Below are 13,524 nucleotides of genomic sequence, written 5' to 3' on the forward strand. Positions count from 1 at the left end.
ATTATTGTTGTTGCAAGCGAGCTAACAACTGTTGTGGAGGAATGTAACCACCAATCATTTCACCGTTAGGCAAGAAAATAGCTGGGGTTCCGTTTACGCCCAAATCTCGCCCCAATTGATAGTGGTCGGCAACTTTTTGCTTACACTGTTCAATATTACCTTCCACTTCTGGAAGTTTGTGATCACGTTTGGCCACATTCATCGCTTGGGCTGGATCTTTGGCACACCAAATAGAAGCCATTTGTGTAGCAACTTGACCAACAGGTCCTTGACGAGGAAAAGCAAGATAACGCACGGTAATACCCGCATCATTGTACTCTTTCATCTGGCTGTGTAATTTTGCGCAGTAGCCACAAGTGATATCGGTAAATACAGTCACTGCATATTTTTCATCTTGCGCTTTGTACTCAATCATGTCGTCACGATACTGAGCTATTTTTTTCGCATTGAGCGGTGCTTGACGCTTAGCCAATACATCAACGTATTGACCGTTTTGATCCATACCATAGAGCGTACCGGCAATAAACTGTTTACCATCTGGCGTAGCAAAGACTATGCCTCCGTTGGTATGAACTTCTAGCAGTCCGGCAATATCCGATGGCACCACATCCGTTACTTGCAACCCTAATTTACCAAAGCGTGTTTTAAACAGATTAACATCGACTGCAGACGCTTTCGCTTCAGTCGTTGTACTTGGCGATGACGCTGCCACTGCCACTGTATTACCGCCAAGCAGCGCCAAAACAGGTAAAGTCAGAAGCAGTATTTTTCGCAATAATTTCATTAAAATCACCTTATGATTAAGCCCTTGGATGGTGCTCATGATGGAGTTGTTTTAGTCGCTCTGTGGCAACATGAGTATAAATTTGTGTTGTTGATAAGTCACTATGACCTAATAACATCTGCACCACACGTAAATCAGCGCCGTAATTTAATAAGTGCGTTGCAAAAGCGTGGCGTAATACGTGCGGCGACAGCTTATCGATATCAATTCCAGCAATGACCGCATAGTGTTTAATCCGGTGCCAAAACGTTTGTCTGGTCATCTGTTGCGCTCTGCGACTCGGAAATACAACATCAGACGTTTTTTCACCAAGCAGATCGGGCCGGCCAGATTGAATAAAGGTTTCAATCCAATCCACCGCATTTTCACCCATAGGCACTAAACGTTCTTTGCCCCCTTTACCGATCACCCTTACCACACCCTGGCGAAGACTAATGTTCTCCATGGTAAGAGAAACCAACTCCGTTACACGCAATCCTGTTGCGTACAACAGTTCTAGCATAGCTTTGTCACGCAGCTCAATCGGGTCGTTAGGGTCAGGCGCTTCTAGTAACGCATCCACCTGCTCTTCACTTAAATCCTTTGGTAACCGCTTAGGTAATTTAGGACTCACTAAAAGTGCACTTGGATCATCAGCGCGAACTTTCTCACGGTGCAAATATTGGAATAAGCGACGAATCGCTGACAGCATTCTCGCTCGGGATGTTTGTTTATAATCACAATCCACCAACCAAGCTTGAAACTCTTGTAAACCAGCAAAGCTGATGAAATCGAGGCGATAGTTATGCTCTTGCATCCAACTTAGCAACTTCGTTAAATCGTTACGATAAGATGCCAATGTATTTTCTGACAATCCCCTTTCCATCCACATTGCATCTAAAAATTGCTCTACCAATCCTTGGTCGGGAGAAAAAAACTCTGTCACATGTGCCTCAATACCGATAGGTTATTATGAAGTAAATACCATAAAACATGGGGACACCCAAGTAAGCACCTAATTTTAGCGCAGTAGTTAGCTAAGTGTGCCATGTTTTGACCTGCTATTAGACTCAGTCTGCCCTCCTTTTAACGGATAAGGAATGCAACTGAAGACAATTTACGGTTAGAATCGACCACTCAGCTCGATTAATGAAGAAAAAATGATGAAAATAGGTTTGTTTTATGGCTCAACGACGTGTTACACCGAAATGGCAGCTGAAAAAATGCGTGCTATGTTGGGTGAAGAGCTAGTTGATATCTACAACGTCAAAGAAACGCCCCTAACCAAAATGAATGATTACGACTTTTTGATACTCGGCATATCCACTTGGGATTTTGGCGAGATTCAAGAAGATTGGAGCGCAATTTGGGATCAATTGAGCAGCGTCGATCTAAAGGGGAAATACGTCGCCCTATTTGGCTTAGGAGATCAAGAAGGCTATGGCGAATGGTTCCTAGATGCCATGGGCTTACTGCATGATGAAGTCTGCAAAGTGGGGGCACACATTTTAGGCCATTGGCCAAATCAAGGTTATGAATTTGAAGCCTCAAAAGCACTACTACCATCAGGCTCACATTTTGTCGGTTTAGCCTTAGATGAGGATTCTCAATACGAAGAGAGTGACGAGCGCATCGCCACTTGGATAGAACAAATTCTCACGGAATACCACGACGCCCTTTAAGAGCGAAGCTTTATCCCGGATTGCACAAGGCCACGGCGGAATTTTGGCCAATCAAACACCAGTCCGGGATCCGTTTTACGTTGTGGTGCAATATACTGATGCCCTGTGATGCGTGGTAGCGTCATCTTCGGATAAGCTTCCATCAGCGCTAATGTCACTTGAGTTAATGCTTCATATTGCTGTTCTGTATAGGCGATAACATCCGTCCCTTCCAGCTCAATACCAATGGAATAATCGTTACAACGTTCTCTTCCCGCAAAAGACGACTTACCAGCATGCCAAGCTCTAGCATGAAATGGAACAAATTGAACAATTTCCCCATCACGACGAATTAGGCAATGAGCAGAAACGCCCATTTGATGAATCACCTTAAAAAAAGGATGCTCGTTAGGATCCAGCTGTCCTTGAAAGAACTGTTCAATGTATGGGCCACCAAATTGCCCCGGCGGTAAGCTAATGTTGTGCACAACCAGCAAAGATATATCGGTTTCATCACTACGCTCATCACAAAATGGTGATGGAACATGCCTTGCCTGCGTAAGCCAACCTTCTTGTATCATCATCGACATCTTCCTTTTTACCTTTGCTATGATTCTACTTCGCTACCGAACAAAATAAAGACTGTATTTGCATGACAGTGGCGGTATGATTCATCACCTCTATCAATTAAAGACTGATTAGCCATGAAAGAAACCCATAACAGCCAACAACGACTAGAGTATCTAAAACAACATCTTACCCAAGATATTACTCGCGCAGTCAGAGATACGTTAGCCGAAGATTTGGGCGGTATCTTGGATGCCTCTCGTGATATTACCGCAAGTTTGATTCCAGCAGAAACCAAGGGGCAAGCAAAGATAATCACACGCGAAGAAGGCATTTTTTGTGGTCAACTTTGGGTCGATGAAGTCTTTAATCAACTCGGTGGACAAGTTACCATCGAATGGCATGTGCAAGATGGCGACCAACTCAAGCCAAACCAAACTCTATGCACATTAAAAGGGCCAGCACGCCTTCTTCTAACCGGAGAACGCAATGCGATGAACTTTATCCAAACGCTATCCGGTTGTGCCACCACAACGGCGCGTTATGTTAAAGAATTAGAAGGTACCGATTGCCGTTTGTTGGATACTCGCAAAACCATTCCCGGTCTGCGCAGCGCGTTAAAATATGCCGTAGCGTGTGGCGGTGGATACAATCATCGCATTGGCGTATTCGATGCCTACCTCATCAAAGAAAATCATATTATGGCCTGTGGTGGTATCGGCAAAGCCATTCATACTGCAAAACAACTCAACCCAGGCAAACCAGTCGAAGTTGAAACCGAAAGCCTTGAAGAACTTCAACAAGCCATTGATGCGGGGGCGGATATCATCATGTTAGATAACTTTGATTTGGATATGATGCGCAAAGCCGTAGAGATCAATGCTGGCCGTGCTGCCCTTGAAAACTCAGGCAACATCACGCTAGACACATTACGCATGTATGCGCAGACGGGGGTTGATTACATTTCAGTCGGTGCGTTAACCAAACATATCCATGCTCTAGATTTGTCGATGCGCTTTGTGTAATCGACGTCTTATTTACACGATTAGGGTGCATGACGCACCCTAATTCTTATTTTGAGTCTTATCTCGCAAAATTAACTGTGATGATAAAACATTCAAGTCTGTTTTCTTTAACTACCTCGCAGCCCGTTGCCCCATTCCTAGCTATCTCCCTTAGTGCTTCTTAACTTGTCCACACCTGTAAATCCATAGGAGTGTGCTGAATGACAACCATGAGACACCGACAAGCCATCGGTGGTTTTAGCTTAATCGAACTGATGATAGTCGTCGCAATTATTGCGGTAGTGTCAGCGATTGCTATTCCCTCTTATCGTGATTATGTCACACGAAGTCAGCTCACCGCGGGCGTTGCTGTACTAAAAGGACTCACTGCACCAGCAGAGCTTTATGTTCAACAAAATGGTGCGCTAAACAGCAATTCAAACCTCGCCATGCTAGGAATTAACTCCGACAGCTCTCGCCTAGGAACCCTTTCCATTGAACATGAGAGTTTGGTGTTTCGTTTCCATTCACCGGCCGGAGCGATTGCCATCCTCTCCCGCGATACCAACACTGGGTGGCAATGTCACATGACGTTACCTCACGATATGGATAGCAGTTTAACTCCGGTCAGTTGCTTATGACGGCACCTCTTTTCAAGCTATTAACCCAAGCTAACTTGCTCTTACCTGATCAAGTGACTCCCCTTGGAAAACGTTGCAAAACGCAAGGCATTACTCCGGTTGATGCATTGATCCAAACCAAATTATTCAATGCCATTCAATTATGCGAACACCTTAGCGAGCTCTTATCACTTCCGATCGTTCGCCTCGACCAATTCGATTGGCCAGCTCATCATCAGGTATTGCCATTACAATCGCTGATGCTAGCGTATCAAGCCATTCCGATCCAAATTAGTGCCACTCAATTAACTATCGCAGTTGCTGACCCAACACCGCAACAATTGGAGCATGAGTTCCAATTCGCAACTGGTCGACGCATAATCTTAGTACTCGCTTCCCATACCGAGATAACCCATGCTCTCACCACTTTATTTAGTGTGGTTAAGGAGCCACATAATCACTATCAGGTGGACGTCCACTGGTCTGAAGAAGCAGAGAACAGTGAACAGGAGGAGCTGAATAACTCGGCCTCCCCTATTGCTGCGCATCTCGATCAACTCATTCGCAGCGCGCACGAACGCAATGTATCCGACATTCACTTTGAACCTTACAAAGCACATTATCGAATTAGATTTCGCTGCGATGGAATTCTTAAAGAGGAACAACGGTTACCCGCTCATTCACAACGTCGCTTTTCTGCACGACTCAAGATCATGGCGCAACTGGATATTGCTGAACGTCGTTTACCCCAAGATGGTCGGATTCATTATCCTCTAACCACGGATAAATGGCTCGACATCCGTCTTTCCTCCATTCCAACCCAATGGGGAGAAAAAATGGTGCTGCGCTTACTCAATACTCAAGTTCAACATACCTCATTAGCCACATTAGGGCTAAGTGAAGAACAACAAGCACTATTTCAACAAGCACTGCACCGCCCCCAAGGACTGATTCTGGTTACTGGGCCAACCGGCAGTGGTAAAACACAAACCCTATACACAGCCTTACAGCTATTGGACGCCGAGACTCTCAATATATCAACAGCTGAAGATCCTATCGAAATTGCTTTGGAAGGGGTTAATCAAGTTGCTGTGCATAGCAAAATAGGGCTCGATTTTGCCCAAGTACTCCGCGCACTCTTAAGACAAGATCCTGATGTGATGATGATTGGCGAAATTCGTGACTTAGAAACGGCACTAATTGCGGTAAAAGCCGCGCAAACAGGGCATCTTGTATTGTCCACATTACATACCAACTCCGCATCAGAAACACGATTACGTCTACAACAAATGGGAATTGAACCCTATCACTTAGATGCTTCATTGAGTTTAATTATTGCCCAGCGACTGGTACGCAAACTCTGTAAGCACTGCAAACAGCTCTCTAATGCGAGCGTTCTTGCCCAGAAATCGCTTCAACTCGACAATAACCATCGCCTTTATCAAGCGCATTCCACTGGTTGTTTGCATTGTCATCAAGGTTTTTTCGGGCGAGTAGGCGTATTTGAATTGCAGCCAATTGCCGCTCAATTAACACATCAACATCGTGATTGTCCTAAAGCAAACTCATCTCTTGCTCAGTCTGCCAAACAGCTGATACTCGCAGGAGAAACGACTCTCGAAGAGTGTTTACGCGTCATCCCCGACCTCTTTATTCCATTGCAGGGACACGATGAATAAAACATCGCTACGCTGTTTTCACTGGCATGGGCAAAATGGTCAAGGAAAACCATGTCGAGGAAAATACCTTGCTCGCTCTGAACAAGAGGTGATAGCACACCTCAAACAGCGCAATATTGTGATAAAGATGATTCAAAGTCGTCCTGCTGACTTAGTGTCAAAATGGCGTAACCGCTTTACCATCAAAGACATCCATCTTTTTACTCGCCAATTAGCCACACTATTAATGAGTAGCGTGCCACTTTCGGAGGCGCTGCGACTGATTCTAATTCACCATCAAAAGGCGGAGATGCGTTCTCTGCTCACAGAAGTACAACAAGCGGTTATTGCTGGCATACCCCTTTCTATCGCGCTAAAAAATGCCAGCCATCATTTTGATTCGCTTTACATTAGCTTAGTCAAATCAGCAGAGCAGCATGGTCAGTTAGCAGACGTATTTAATAAACTCAGCCAATACCTAGAACAAAAAGAACAACTCCGACAAAAACTATTAAAAGCCATGATCTATCCGCTGATTATTGTCCTCGTCGCCAGTATCGTCTGCTACATTATGTTGGTTTTTGTTATTCCGCAATTTGCCGACCTGTTCCATAGCTTCGGCGCTCAATTGCCTTGGTTAACGCAACAAGTCATCACTCTCTCAAATTGGTTAGCTGATTCGAGTGTGTCTCTCTTATTAAGCGTCTCTGTCGTTGTAATTGCATTACGCGTTGCTCAGTCTAGGTCTTCGAAATTCAATTACCATTTAGCGAAGTTAGGCTTATCTCTACCGATTTTTGGCCGTATATGGTTGCGTAGTGAATTAGCCAGATTTTGCTCGACAACCGCAACAAGCTTGCGAGCTGGTATCTCAATTCTTGCTGGGTTGCAAATGGCATCAGAAAGTGTAAGCAACCAGTATCTACTCAGTTTGCTACCAGACATTATCACTCGTATTGCGAATGGAGAGACCTTACATCAATCACTACGGCGCTACGAATGCTTTCCAGAAACGTTAATACAACTAACGATGATTGGTGAAGAAAGCGGTCGATTAGAAGAAATGTTATCCCGAGTTGCTTTACTCTACGAGCAAGATGTCACTCAACGTCTCGAAACACTAGAAAAATTAATGGAGCCTGTCCTAATTTTATTACTAGGCATCGTGATTGGTGGTTTAGTGATCGCTATGTATCTTCCCATCTTTAATTTGGCTAGCATCTTGAGTTAGTATGATCCTACCACTGAAGCCATCTTACTATTATCACCAATGGCTTCACGAATTTTCACCCATTACGGTTTCCAGAGGACACATCATTCCACCATGGACATTTTTCTATATTACCCTTGGATATTTACTCTGTTTGCTACCGTATTTGGTTTAATCATCGGCAGCTTTCTTAACGTTGTGATTCACCGCTTACCTCGTATCATGGAGCAAGAATGGCGCCAAGAGTGTGCAGAAAGCTTTCCGGAATACAACATAGCGCCGCCAGAGCAATTACTTTCGCTAAGCAAACCACGTTCTCGCTGTCCAAAGTGTCACACCCAGATCCGAGCAATTGATAATATTCCTGTTGTCAGTTGGTTATTGCTTAAAGGACGCTGTCATCATTGTCACGAGCCGATTTCTGCTCGCTATCCCTGTGTAGAAATAATAACAGCGCTCGCGTGCTACCTCTTGGCTAACCAGTTTGGTTACAGCCCCTACTCTCTAGGGCTAATGTTTTTTACCTTCGTCTTAATCGCAGCGACCTTTATCGACTTTGATACCCTTCTTTTGCCGGATCAACTTACCTTACCTCTATTGTGGGCTGGATTGGCGATGGCATTATTGGGGTTTACCTCTATCACTCTCACAGACGCAGTGATTGGAGCAATGGCCGGATATTTGGTGTTATGGTCTCTCTACTGGGCATTTAAATTGCTGACAGGAAAAGAAGGCATGGGCTATGGTGACTTTAAGTTGCTCGCGGCATTAGGCGCATGGTTAGGTTGGCAACAATTGCCGATTATTATCCTACTCTCTTCTTTGGTTGGCCTGTGCTTTGGTCTAGTGCAATTAAAACTGCAAAAACAAGGATTAGAGAAAGCATTCCCGTTTGGCCCTTATCTAGCAATAGCAGGATGGATTAGTCTACTTTGGGGTAACTCGATCATCGATTGGTATTTGCGTTCATTTTTAGGTTGGTAACATGTCTATGATTGTTGGATTAACAGGTGGCATTGCCAGCGGTAAAACCACTGTCGCAAATCTATTTCATCAACACTTTGCCATTGATCTAGTCGATGCCGATATTGTCGCTCGCCAAGTTGTTGAGCCGGAATCGGCTGGTCTAAACGCGATCCTTGAACATTTCGGTTCTGATATCGTCACCAATAACGGCGAGCTTAATCGCCCTAAACTGCGAGAGATCATCTTTCATGACGAGCAACAGAAGCAGTGGATCAATCAGCTTTTGCATCCAATGATTCGTCAAGAAATGCAAAGACAACTGGCAGAAGTCACCTCTCCATATGGTTTATTAGTCGTGCCTTTATTGGTGGAAAATCAGTTGCAATCGATGGCGGATCGTATTTTAGTGATCGATGTATCTGAACCGATCCAAATTGAACGCACCATGATGCGCGATCAAGTAAGTGAAAAACAGGCTCGCGCGATTTTGGCATCACAAGCAACTCGCGAGCAACGTTTAGCTATTGCTGATGATGTCATAAAAAATGACGACAAAAACCAAGAACTTTTGCCACAAATTGCAGAATTACACCAAAAGTACCTAGCATTAAGCAGGGAAAATCGGTGAGAATAGGGCCAAAGAAACATAGGCTAGCTAGATGACTACACAAAAGTTTGAACATCCGCTCAATGAAAAAACGCGTATTTATCTTCGTGTAGAAGCATTACTCAACCAGATGCTTCAAGCATCGCAGTTTCGTGACGCGATCCAGCACCAGCTGTTTTTCCGTTCATTGTTTGATCTACTGGAAATTTTTGAGCAAATTCAACTTAAAAGTGAATTAGCCAAAGATATCGAAAAGCAGAGACAAACCTACCGAAGCTGGCTGAACGTCGATGGTGTCGACCAAGATACACTGCTTCAGTTACTTAGAGATGTTGATGGCGTACACCGCAGTTTGATGAATGCCGAACGATTCGGGCAATCGCTTAAGGAAGATCGATTCCTAAGCGCCATCCGACAGCGCTTCAACTTACCTGGTGGATCATGTTGTTTTGATCTCCCAGCGCTACATTATTGGCTCCATCAAAGTTTCGAACAAAAAGTGAACGATGCTAGCGAATGGATGAGTACCCTAAAACCTCTCTCTGATGCGTTAAATCTTTGGTTAAAGTTAACCAGAGAGACTGGCTACTTCAAAGATAAATTGGCTAAAGCGGGTTTCTACCAAGGCGATGCGGTTGATGCCAATATTATTCGTCTTGCTATCCCGCTAGAATTTGGCGTCTATCCAATGATCTCTGGGCATAAAAACCGTTTTGCGATTAAATTTATCGATTTCAAATCAGGCCAAGCAAGTACACAAGACATCACCTTCCAATTAGCCGTTTGTAGCTAATTGATTAAAGCAATACAGTAATAAAAGTCATAGGAAATTTCATGTCGAATAAACCTACTGTGGTGAAATGCCCACAATGTGGTTCACCCGTTGAATGGAGTGAAAAAAGCCCCTTCCGCCCATTTTGCAGTAAAAAATGCCAAATGATCGATTTCGGTGAATGGGCAAGCGAAGAAAAAGCCATCCCTGGTGCACCTGATCTTTCTGATGCAGAAGGCTGGTCAGAAGAATCTTAATTATTGTTGTCACTATTTCCCCTCTGTCATCGTCTAAACTAATAACGATAACGAGCAGAGGACGATTATGCAGACAACCACATCCCCGACCGATAACACCAGCGAGAGTAATCCTCTCCACCACTTTTCAGGCATTGAGTTCGAACAACTACGAACTCAAATGCTCAAGTTCGCGATTCTGCAAATTCAAAACGAAGCACTGGCCGAAGAAGCAGTGCAAGAGGCAATGCTTGCAGCTTATCAATACCGAGAAAAATTCTCTCGCCAAGCGGCGCTCAAAACTTGGGTGTTCGCTATTTTAAAAAATAAATTGATCGATCTACTACGTAAAGAAAAGCGTTTTACTGCCGCGGAAGATCTAGCTGAAGGCTCGGGTTTGCATGGCGATGCATTACTCGAGAAGTTATTTGATGAGCGGGGGCATTGGCAAAAACATGAGCGGCCAACAAAATGGCATGATCCTGAAAACCAAGCAGAGAATAAGCACTTTTGGCGCATATTCGATACCTGTTTGCGTATGATGCCAGAAAAGTACAGTCGCCTCTTCATGATGCGCGAGTTCTTAGAGCTCGAAAGTGAAGAGATTTGCAGCAATGAAAACATCAGCGGCAACTACTTAAATGTCACTTTATATCGAGCACGTTTACGCCTACGTGAATGCTTAGAAATTCGGTGGTTTGAACAGGAGCAGCAATCATGATGAACTGCAAACAAGCAACTCGTCTGCTTTCAGAAAGCCAGGATCGGGTATTAACAACTAAAGAAAAGATGACGCTAAAACTGCATATTACCCTGTGTAGTGCCTGTCGTCGTTTTGGTCAACAAATGCATCAAATTCGTTCTCTTTCAAAATCTTACTCAAATCCACAACCCTCAAAATCTCACCCAAAGAAAAAAATTAATTTTTTTTCTTTTCACTGTAATTCTTCACTCATTCGGTACGACTAATGAAGGTAAACCAACATAACCAATGAGTGAGGAAGCACCCATGAAACACAACACCACTACTTTAGCTCTTGCTTTAACATCAGCTCTTGCGCTCTCAGCAGCAACTTTACCAGCACACGCAGCTGCTAAAGAAAAATGCTATGGCGTCTCGTTAGCCGGACAAAATGACTGTGCAGCAGGCCCTGGTACTTCATGTGCAGGCAGCGCCAAGATGGACTACCAAGGCAATGCTTGGAAATTAGTCAAAAAAGGCAACTGTATGAAGATGGAATCCCCAACTTCCGATACAGGTTTTGGCCAACTCAAAGCATTTTAAGTAACCCAGGGGTAAGAAGATGACCACACAAAATTTGAGCAAACATCGCTGTAAGTTTCCCAAATATAGTGGGGTCAGCTTCAAGCCCCAGTATTTCGATACCTTGATAGAGCTAAAGCCACCGCTTGGCTTTGTTGAAATACATGCAGAAAATTACCTGTCTGCAGGAGGTCCATTACGCCATTACTTACAACGTATACGGGAAGACTATCCAATCACAGTCCACGGGGTTGGGCTTTCCATCGGGGGAACTGAGCCGTTAAACAAGGAGCACTTAGACCGCGTTGCTAGCCTTGTAGAACATATTGAGCCGGTGGTTTTTTCTGAACACCTTGCTTGGTCTTCTCATGGTAATGCTTTTCTCAATGACCTGCTGCCTATTCCCTACACTAAGGCGCATTTAGAACGCACTTGTCGTCATATTCACCAAATACAAGAGCGATTGGGTGATACTTTGTTAATGGAAAATCCATCAACCTATATCACGTTCGCTCAACAGGATTATACCGAGACTGAATTTATTCGAGAGATGGTGCGTCGCACTGGCTGTGACCTGCTGTTAGATGTTAATAACATCGCGGTGAGCTGCTTTAATCACCAGCAAGACCCCGAAGCTTATCTAGCTGACTTTCCTTTGAAATTCGTTAGCCAAATCCATCTAGCTGGCTATCATCTTGATACCCAAGAAGCACTAACTCTGCGGATTGATAGCCATGGTTCCCCGGTTCAAACCGACGTTTGGCAACTCTACCAGAAAACGCTCTCCTTAACCGGAGACATCGGCACTCTGATTGAGTGGGATAGTCAACTTCCTCCATTCAAAGAGCTACTTTCTCAAGCTTGTCTGGCAGATAAATATCGTCAAGTGCATCAAAAGGAGCAACAACATGCACTCTCTTTTTAAGCAAAGCATGTGTGATGCACAAAACGAACGTATACACTCGTTACTGTCCGGAAAATCTAACCAAGAAAAACGGCTAAGAATGAATGTGTATCGTAACAATATGCATTGTTCTTTATTGGAATCGCTAGCCTCTATTTTTCCTAAATGCGCACAGATGATGGGTGACGATATTTTTCGTACCGTCGCGTTGGGTTTTATCCAGGAGTCTCTTCCGCACAGCCCAATCTTGCACGAATATGGGGAAGATTTTCCAGAATTTCTCGACCAACTCGAATTACCTGCTGAGCTTGTCTGCACACCTCTACTTGCCAAATTAGAATATCAGCTATTGCAGCTAACTCACGCTGCTGAAGACACTGTATTGAGCTCTGAACAGCTCTACCAACAGCTGAATACAACGTCGCAAATGATGGACCAAACATGGACTTTTAGTTCGACGTTAACTTTGTGGCAAAGCCCTATCGCTTTAGGTTCTATTTATCACTCTCTTACCCAAGATATGGGAACCGAACTGAGTGAACAAGATTGGCGAAACACTGAGTATTTAGTCCTACATAAACAGCAATGGTTTGGGGTATGTAGCGTCGTTACTGAAGATGTTTTTACACTACTGTGTAAACTCAAGCAGGGACAATCTTTGGCTCAGGCTAGTCAAAATATGTCACCGGATACTTTACCGCAAACACTCAATCAACTTTTATCGTTACCGATTATTTGTCAGCTTGGAGATGCCTCATGCTAACGCTTAAAGATCGTTCAATTGAATCAATCATTCTACTCATGTCTCGGTTGGCATTAGCGGGTGTTTTCTGGCTTTCTGGACAAACCAAAATAGAGGGATTTGCGCTCAACCCAATTTCCGGACAATGGCAATGGGGCATTCCTCATATCAAAGACACCACTTTTTTTCTATTTGAATATGAGTACGCTCTACCAATAATCAACCCCGCTTTTGCCGCCTATTTGGCTACCTTTGCCGAACACCTTCTTCCCCTTTTACTTGTCATAGGGTTAATGACGCGTTGGGGAGCGTTAGGTTTGGCGATCATGACATTAACTATCCAGATCTTTGTTTATCCAAGCGCCTACGCGACTCATTTAACTTGGTTAAGCTTGTCCGCGCTTTTAATGTGGAAAGGGGGTGGCCTTTGGTCACTCGACCATTATTGGTTTAACCATAAGCAGCTTAAGAAAAAATAAGCGACTGATGATATAATTCCCGCCCAACACAGGAAAAAAATGGAGCCTTTCGGCTCCATTTTTCGTTTGTG

At 44.1% G+C, this 13,524-nt stretch carries 18 protein-coding genes; 15 read left to right on the forward strand and 3 right to left on the reverse strand.

Features of this window, described 5'->3' with window-relative positions:
• Position 1: 1 nt before the first annotated feature.
• Positions 2 to 784, reverse strand: coding sequence for a bifunctional protein-disulfide isomerase/oxidoreductase DsbC (gene dsbC / locus JCM16456_RS12985; RefSeq protein ID WP_068715001.1), 783 nt, complete (start codon positions 782 to 784; stop codon positions 2 to 4).
• Positions 785 to 800: 16 nt separating this feature from the next.
• The gene (gene xerD / locus JCM16456_RS12990; protein ID WP_068715003.1) at positions 801 to 1,709 is read right to left on the reverse strand and encodes a site-specific tyrosine recombinase XerD; all 909 of its coding nucleotides are present in this window, start codon (positions 1,707 to 1,709) and stop codon (positions 801 to 803) included.
• 217 nt (positions 1,710 to 1,926) lie between these two features.
• Between xerD and fldB the strand changes: the two genes are divergently transcribed.
• Complete coding sequence (gene fldB, locus JCM16456_RS12995; protein ID WP_068716080.1) at positions 1,927 to 2,445, forward strand: flavodoxin FldB; 519 nt, start codon at positions 1,927 to 1,929, stop codon at positions 2,443 to 2,445.
• Here the strand turns inward: fldB and ampD are convergent.
• Positions 2,442 to 3,008 (reverse strand): 1,6-anhydro-N-acetylmuramyl-L-alanine amidase AmpD, encoded by a 567-nt coding sequence (ampD, locus tag JCM16456_RS13000; protein ID WP_068715005.1) that lies wholly within the window; start codon positions 3,006 to 3,008, stop codon positions 2,442 to 2,444. The genes fldB and ampD overlap by 4 nt on opposite strands.
• A gap of 120 nt (positions 3,009 to 3,128) precedes the next feature.
• On the opposite strand from ampD, the gene nadC reads away from it, so the two are divergent.
• The 14 genes from nadC to JCM16456_RS13070 all read left to right on the forward strand — a co-directional run bounded on the left by nadC (position 3,129) and on the right by JCM16456_RS13070 (position 13,453).
• Complete coding sequence (gene nadC, locus JCM16456_RS13005; RefSeq protein ID WP_068715007.1) at positions 3,129 to 4,016, forward strand: carboxylating nicotinate-nucleotide diphosphorylase; 888 nt, start codon at positions 3,129 to 3,131, stop codon at positions 4,014 to 4,016.
• Between the two features lie 200 nt (positions 4,017 to 4,216).
• Positions 4,217 to 4,636 carry a pilin gene (locus JCM16456_RS24350; RefSeq protein WP_068715009.1) on the forward strand — a complete coding sequence of 140 codons (420 nt, stop codon included), beginning with the start codon at positions 4,217 to 4,219 and terminating at the stop codon, positions 4,634 to 4,636.
• The gene (locus tag JCM16456_RS13015) at positions 4,633 to 6,294 is read left to right on the forward strand and encodes a GspE/PulE family protein (RefSeq protein WP_068715011.1); all 1,662 of its coding nucleotides are present in this window, start codon (positions 4,633 to 4,635) and stop codon (positions 6,292 to 6,294) included. The genes JCM16456_RS24350 and JCM16456_RS13015 overlap by 4 nt, the downstream gene beginning before the upstream one ends.
• Positions 6,287 to 7,504: a type II secretion system F family protein gene (locus tag JCM16456_RS13020; RefSeq protein ID WP_068715013.1), complete on the forward strand. Its 1,218-nt coding sequence runs from the start codon at positions 6,287 to 6,289 to the stop codon at positions 7,502 to 7,504. The genes JCM16456_RS13015 and JCM16456_RS13020 overlap by 8 nt, the downstream gene beginning before the upstream one ends.
• A 93-nt stretch (positions 7,505 to 7,597) precedes the next feature.
• A complete protein-coding gene (locus JCM16456_RS13025) occupies positions 7,598 to 8,467 on the forward strand; it encodes a prepilin peptidase (RefSeq protein WP_068715015.1) in 870 nt (289 codons plus the stop codon).
• 1 nt (position 8,468) lies between these two features.
• Positions 8,469 to 9,077, forward strand: a complete 609-nt coding sequence (coaE, locus tag JCM16456_RS13030) for a dephospho-CoA kinase (protein ID WP_068715017.1) — start codon at positions 8,469 to 8,471, stop codon at positions 9,075 to 9,077.
• A 31-nt stretch (positions 9,078 to 9,108) separates the two neighbouring features.
• Positions 9,109 to 9,849 (forward strand): cell division protein ZapD, encoded by a 741-nt coding sequence (gene zapD, locus JCM16456_RS13035; RefSeq protein WP_068715019.1) that lies wholly within the window; start codon positions 9,109 to 9,111, stop codon positions 9,847 to 9,849.
• 41 nt (positions 9,850 to 9,890) lie between these two features.
• Positions 9,891 to 10,085, forward strand: coding sequence for a DNA gyrase inhibitor YacG (gene yacG, locus JCM16456_RS13040; RefSeq protein ID WP_068715021.1), 195 nt, complete (start codon positions 9,891 to 9,893; stop codon positions 10,083 to 10,085).
• Positions 10,086 to 10,152: 67 nt separating this feature from the next.
• Positions 10,153 to 10,785 (forward strand): sigma-70 family RNA polymerase sigma factor, encoded by a 633-nt coding sequence (locus JCM16456_RS13045; protein ID WP_068715023.1) that lies wholly within the window; start codon positions 10,153 to 10,155, stop codon positions 10,783 to 10,785.
• The gene (locus tag JCM16456_RS13050; protein ID WP_068715025.1) at positions 10,782 to 11,033 is read left to right on the forward strand and encodes a zf-HC2 domain-containing protein; all 252 of its coding nucleotides are present in this window, start codon (positions 10,782 to 10,784) and stop codon (positions 11,031 to 11,033) included. Before JCM16456_RS13045 ends, JCM16456_RS13050 begins: the two co-directional genes overlap by 4 nt.
• 40 nt (positions 11,034 to 11,073) lie before the next feature.
• Positions 11,074 to 11,349: a BufA1 family periplasmic bufferin-type metallophore gene (locus JCM16456_RS13055; protein ID WP_068715027.1), complete on the forward strand. Its 276-nt coding sequence runs from the start codon at positions 11,074 to 11,076 to the stop codon at positions 11,347 to 11,349.
• A 19-nt stretch (positions 11,350 to 11,368) separates the two neighbouring features.
• The gene (gene bufB / locus JCM16456_RS13060) at positions 11,369 to 12,253 is read left to right on the forward strand and encodes an MNIO family bufferin maturase (RefSeq protein ID WP_068715029.1); all 885 of its coding nucleotides are present in this window, start codon (positions 11,369 to 11,371) and stop codon (positions 12,251 to 12,253) included.
• Positions 12,237 to 12,995: an HvfC/BufC family peptide modification chaperone gene (locus tag JCM16456_RS13065; RefSeq protein WP_068715032.1), complete on the forward strand. Its 759-nt coding sequence runs from the start codon at positions 12,237 to 12,239 to the stop codon at positions 12,993 to 12,995. Before bufB ends, JCM16456_RS13065 begins: the two co-directional genes overlap by 17 nt.
• Positions 12,989 to 13,453 (forward strand): DoxX family protein, encoded by a 465-nt coding sequence (locus JCM16456_RS13070; RefSeq protein ID WP_068715034.1) that lies wholly within the window; start codon positions 12,989 to 12,991, stop codon positions 13,451 to 13,453. Before JCM16456_RS13065 ends, JCM16456_RS13070 begins: the two co-directional genes overlap by 7 nt.
• Positions 13,454 to 13,524: the final 71 nt, after the last annotated feature.

This window comes from Vibrio tritonius (assembly GCF_001547935.1).
GTDB lineage: Bacteria > Pseudomonadota > Gammaproteobacteria > Enterobacterales > Vibrionaceae > Vibrio > Vibrio tritonius.

What these genes read in the sequence shown, in the direction of transcription:
- dsbC (WP_068715001.1), bottom strand. Translation starts at nt 784, where the DNA reads ATGAAATTATTGCGAAAAATACTGCTTCTGACTTTACCTGTTTTGGCG.
- fldB (WP_068716080.1), top strand. Translation starts at nt 1,927, where the DNA reads ATGAAAATAGGTTTGTTTTATGGCTCAACGACGTGTTACACCGAAATG.
- ampD (WP_068715005.1), bottom strand. Translation starts at nt 3,008, where the DNA reads ATGATGATACAAGAAGGTTGGCTTACGCAGGCAAGGCATGTTCCATCA.
- nadC (WP_068715007.1), top strand. Translation starts at nt 3,129, where the DNA reads ATGAAAGAAACCCATAACAGCCAACAACGACTAGAGTATCTAAAACAA.
- JCM16456_RS24350 (WP_068715009.1), top strand. Translation starts at nt 4,217, where the DNA reads ATGACAACCATGAGACACCGACAAGCCATCGGTGGTTTTAGCTTAATC.
- JCM16456_RS13015 (WP_068715011.1), top strand. Translation starts at nt 4,633, where the DNA reads ATGACGGCACCTCTTTTCAAGCTATTAACCCAAGCTAACTTGCTCTTA.
- JCM16456_RS13020 (WP_068715013.1), top strand. Translation starts at nt 6,287, where the DNA reads ATGAATAAAACATCGCTACGCTGTTTTCACTGGCATGGGCAAAATGGT.
- JCM16456_RS13025 (WP_068715015.1), top strand. Translation starts at nt 7,598, where the DNA reads ATGGACATTTTTCTATATTACCCTTGGATATTTACTCTGTTTGCTACC.
- coaE (WP_068715017.1), top strand. Translation starts at nt 8,469, where the DNA reads ATGTCTATGATTGTTGGATTAACAGGTGGCATTGCCAGCGGTAAAACC.
- zapD (WP_068715019.1), top strand. Translation starts at nt 9,109, where the DNA reads ATGACTACACAAAAGTTTGAACATCCGCTCAATGAAAAAACGCGTATT.
- yacG (WP_068715021.1), top strand. Translation starts at nt 9,891, where the DNA reads ATGTCGAATAAACCTACTGTGGTGAAATGCCCACAATGTGGTTCACCC.
- JCM16456_RS13045 (WP_068715023.1), top strand. Translation starts at nt 10,153, where the DNA reads ATGCAGACAACCACATCCCCGACCGATAACACCAGCGAGAGTAATCCT.
- JCM16456_RS13050 (WP_068715025.1), top strand. Translation starts at nt 10,782, where the DNA reads ATGATGAACTGCAAACAAGCAACTCGTCTGCTTTCAGAAAGCCAGGAT.
- JCM16456_RS13055 (WP_068715027.1), top strand. Translation starts at nt 11,074, where the DNA reads ATGAAACACAACACCACTACTTTAGCTCTTGCTTTAACATCAGCTCTT.
- bufB (WP_068715029.1), top strand. Translation starts at nt 11,369, where the DNA reads ATGACCACACAAAATTTGAGCAAACATCGCTGTAAGTTTCCCAAATAT.
- JCM16456_RS13065 (WP_068715032.1), top strand. Translation starts at nt 12,237, where the DNA reads ATGCACTCTCTTTTTAAGCAAAGCATGTGTGATGCACAAAACGAACGT.
- JCM16456_RS13070 (WP_068715034.1), top strand. Translation starts at nt 12,989, where the DNA reads ATGCTAACGCTTAAAGATCGTTCAATTGAATCAATCATTCTACTCATG.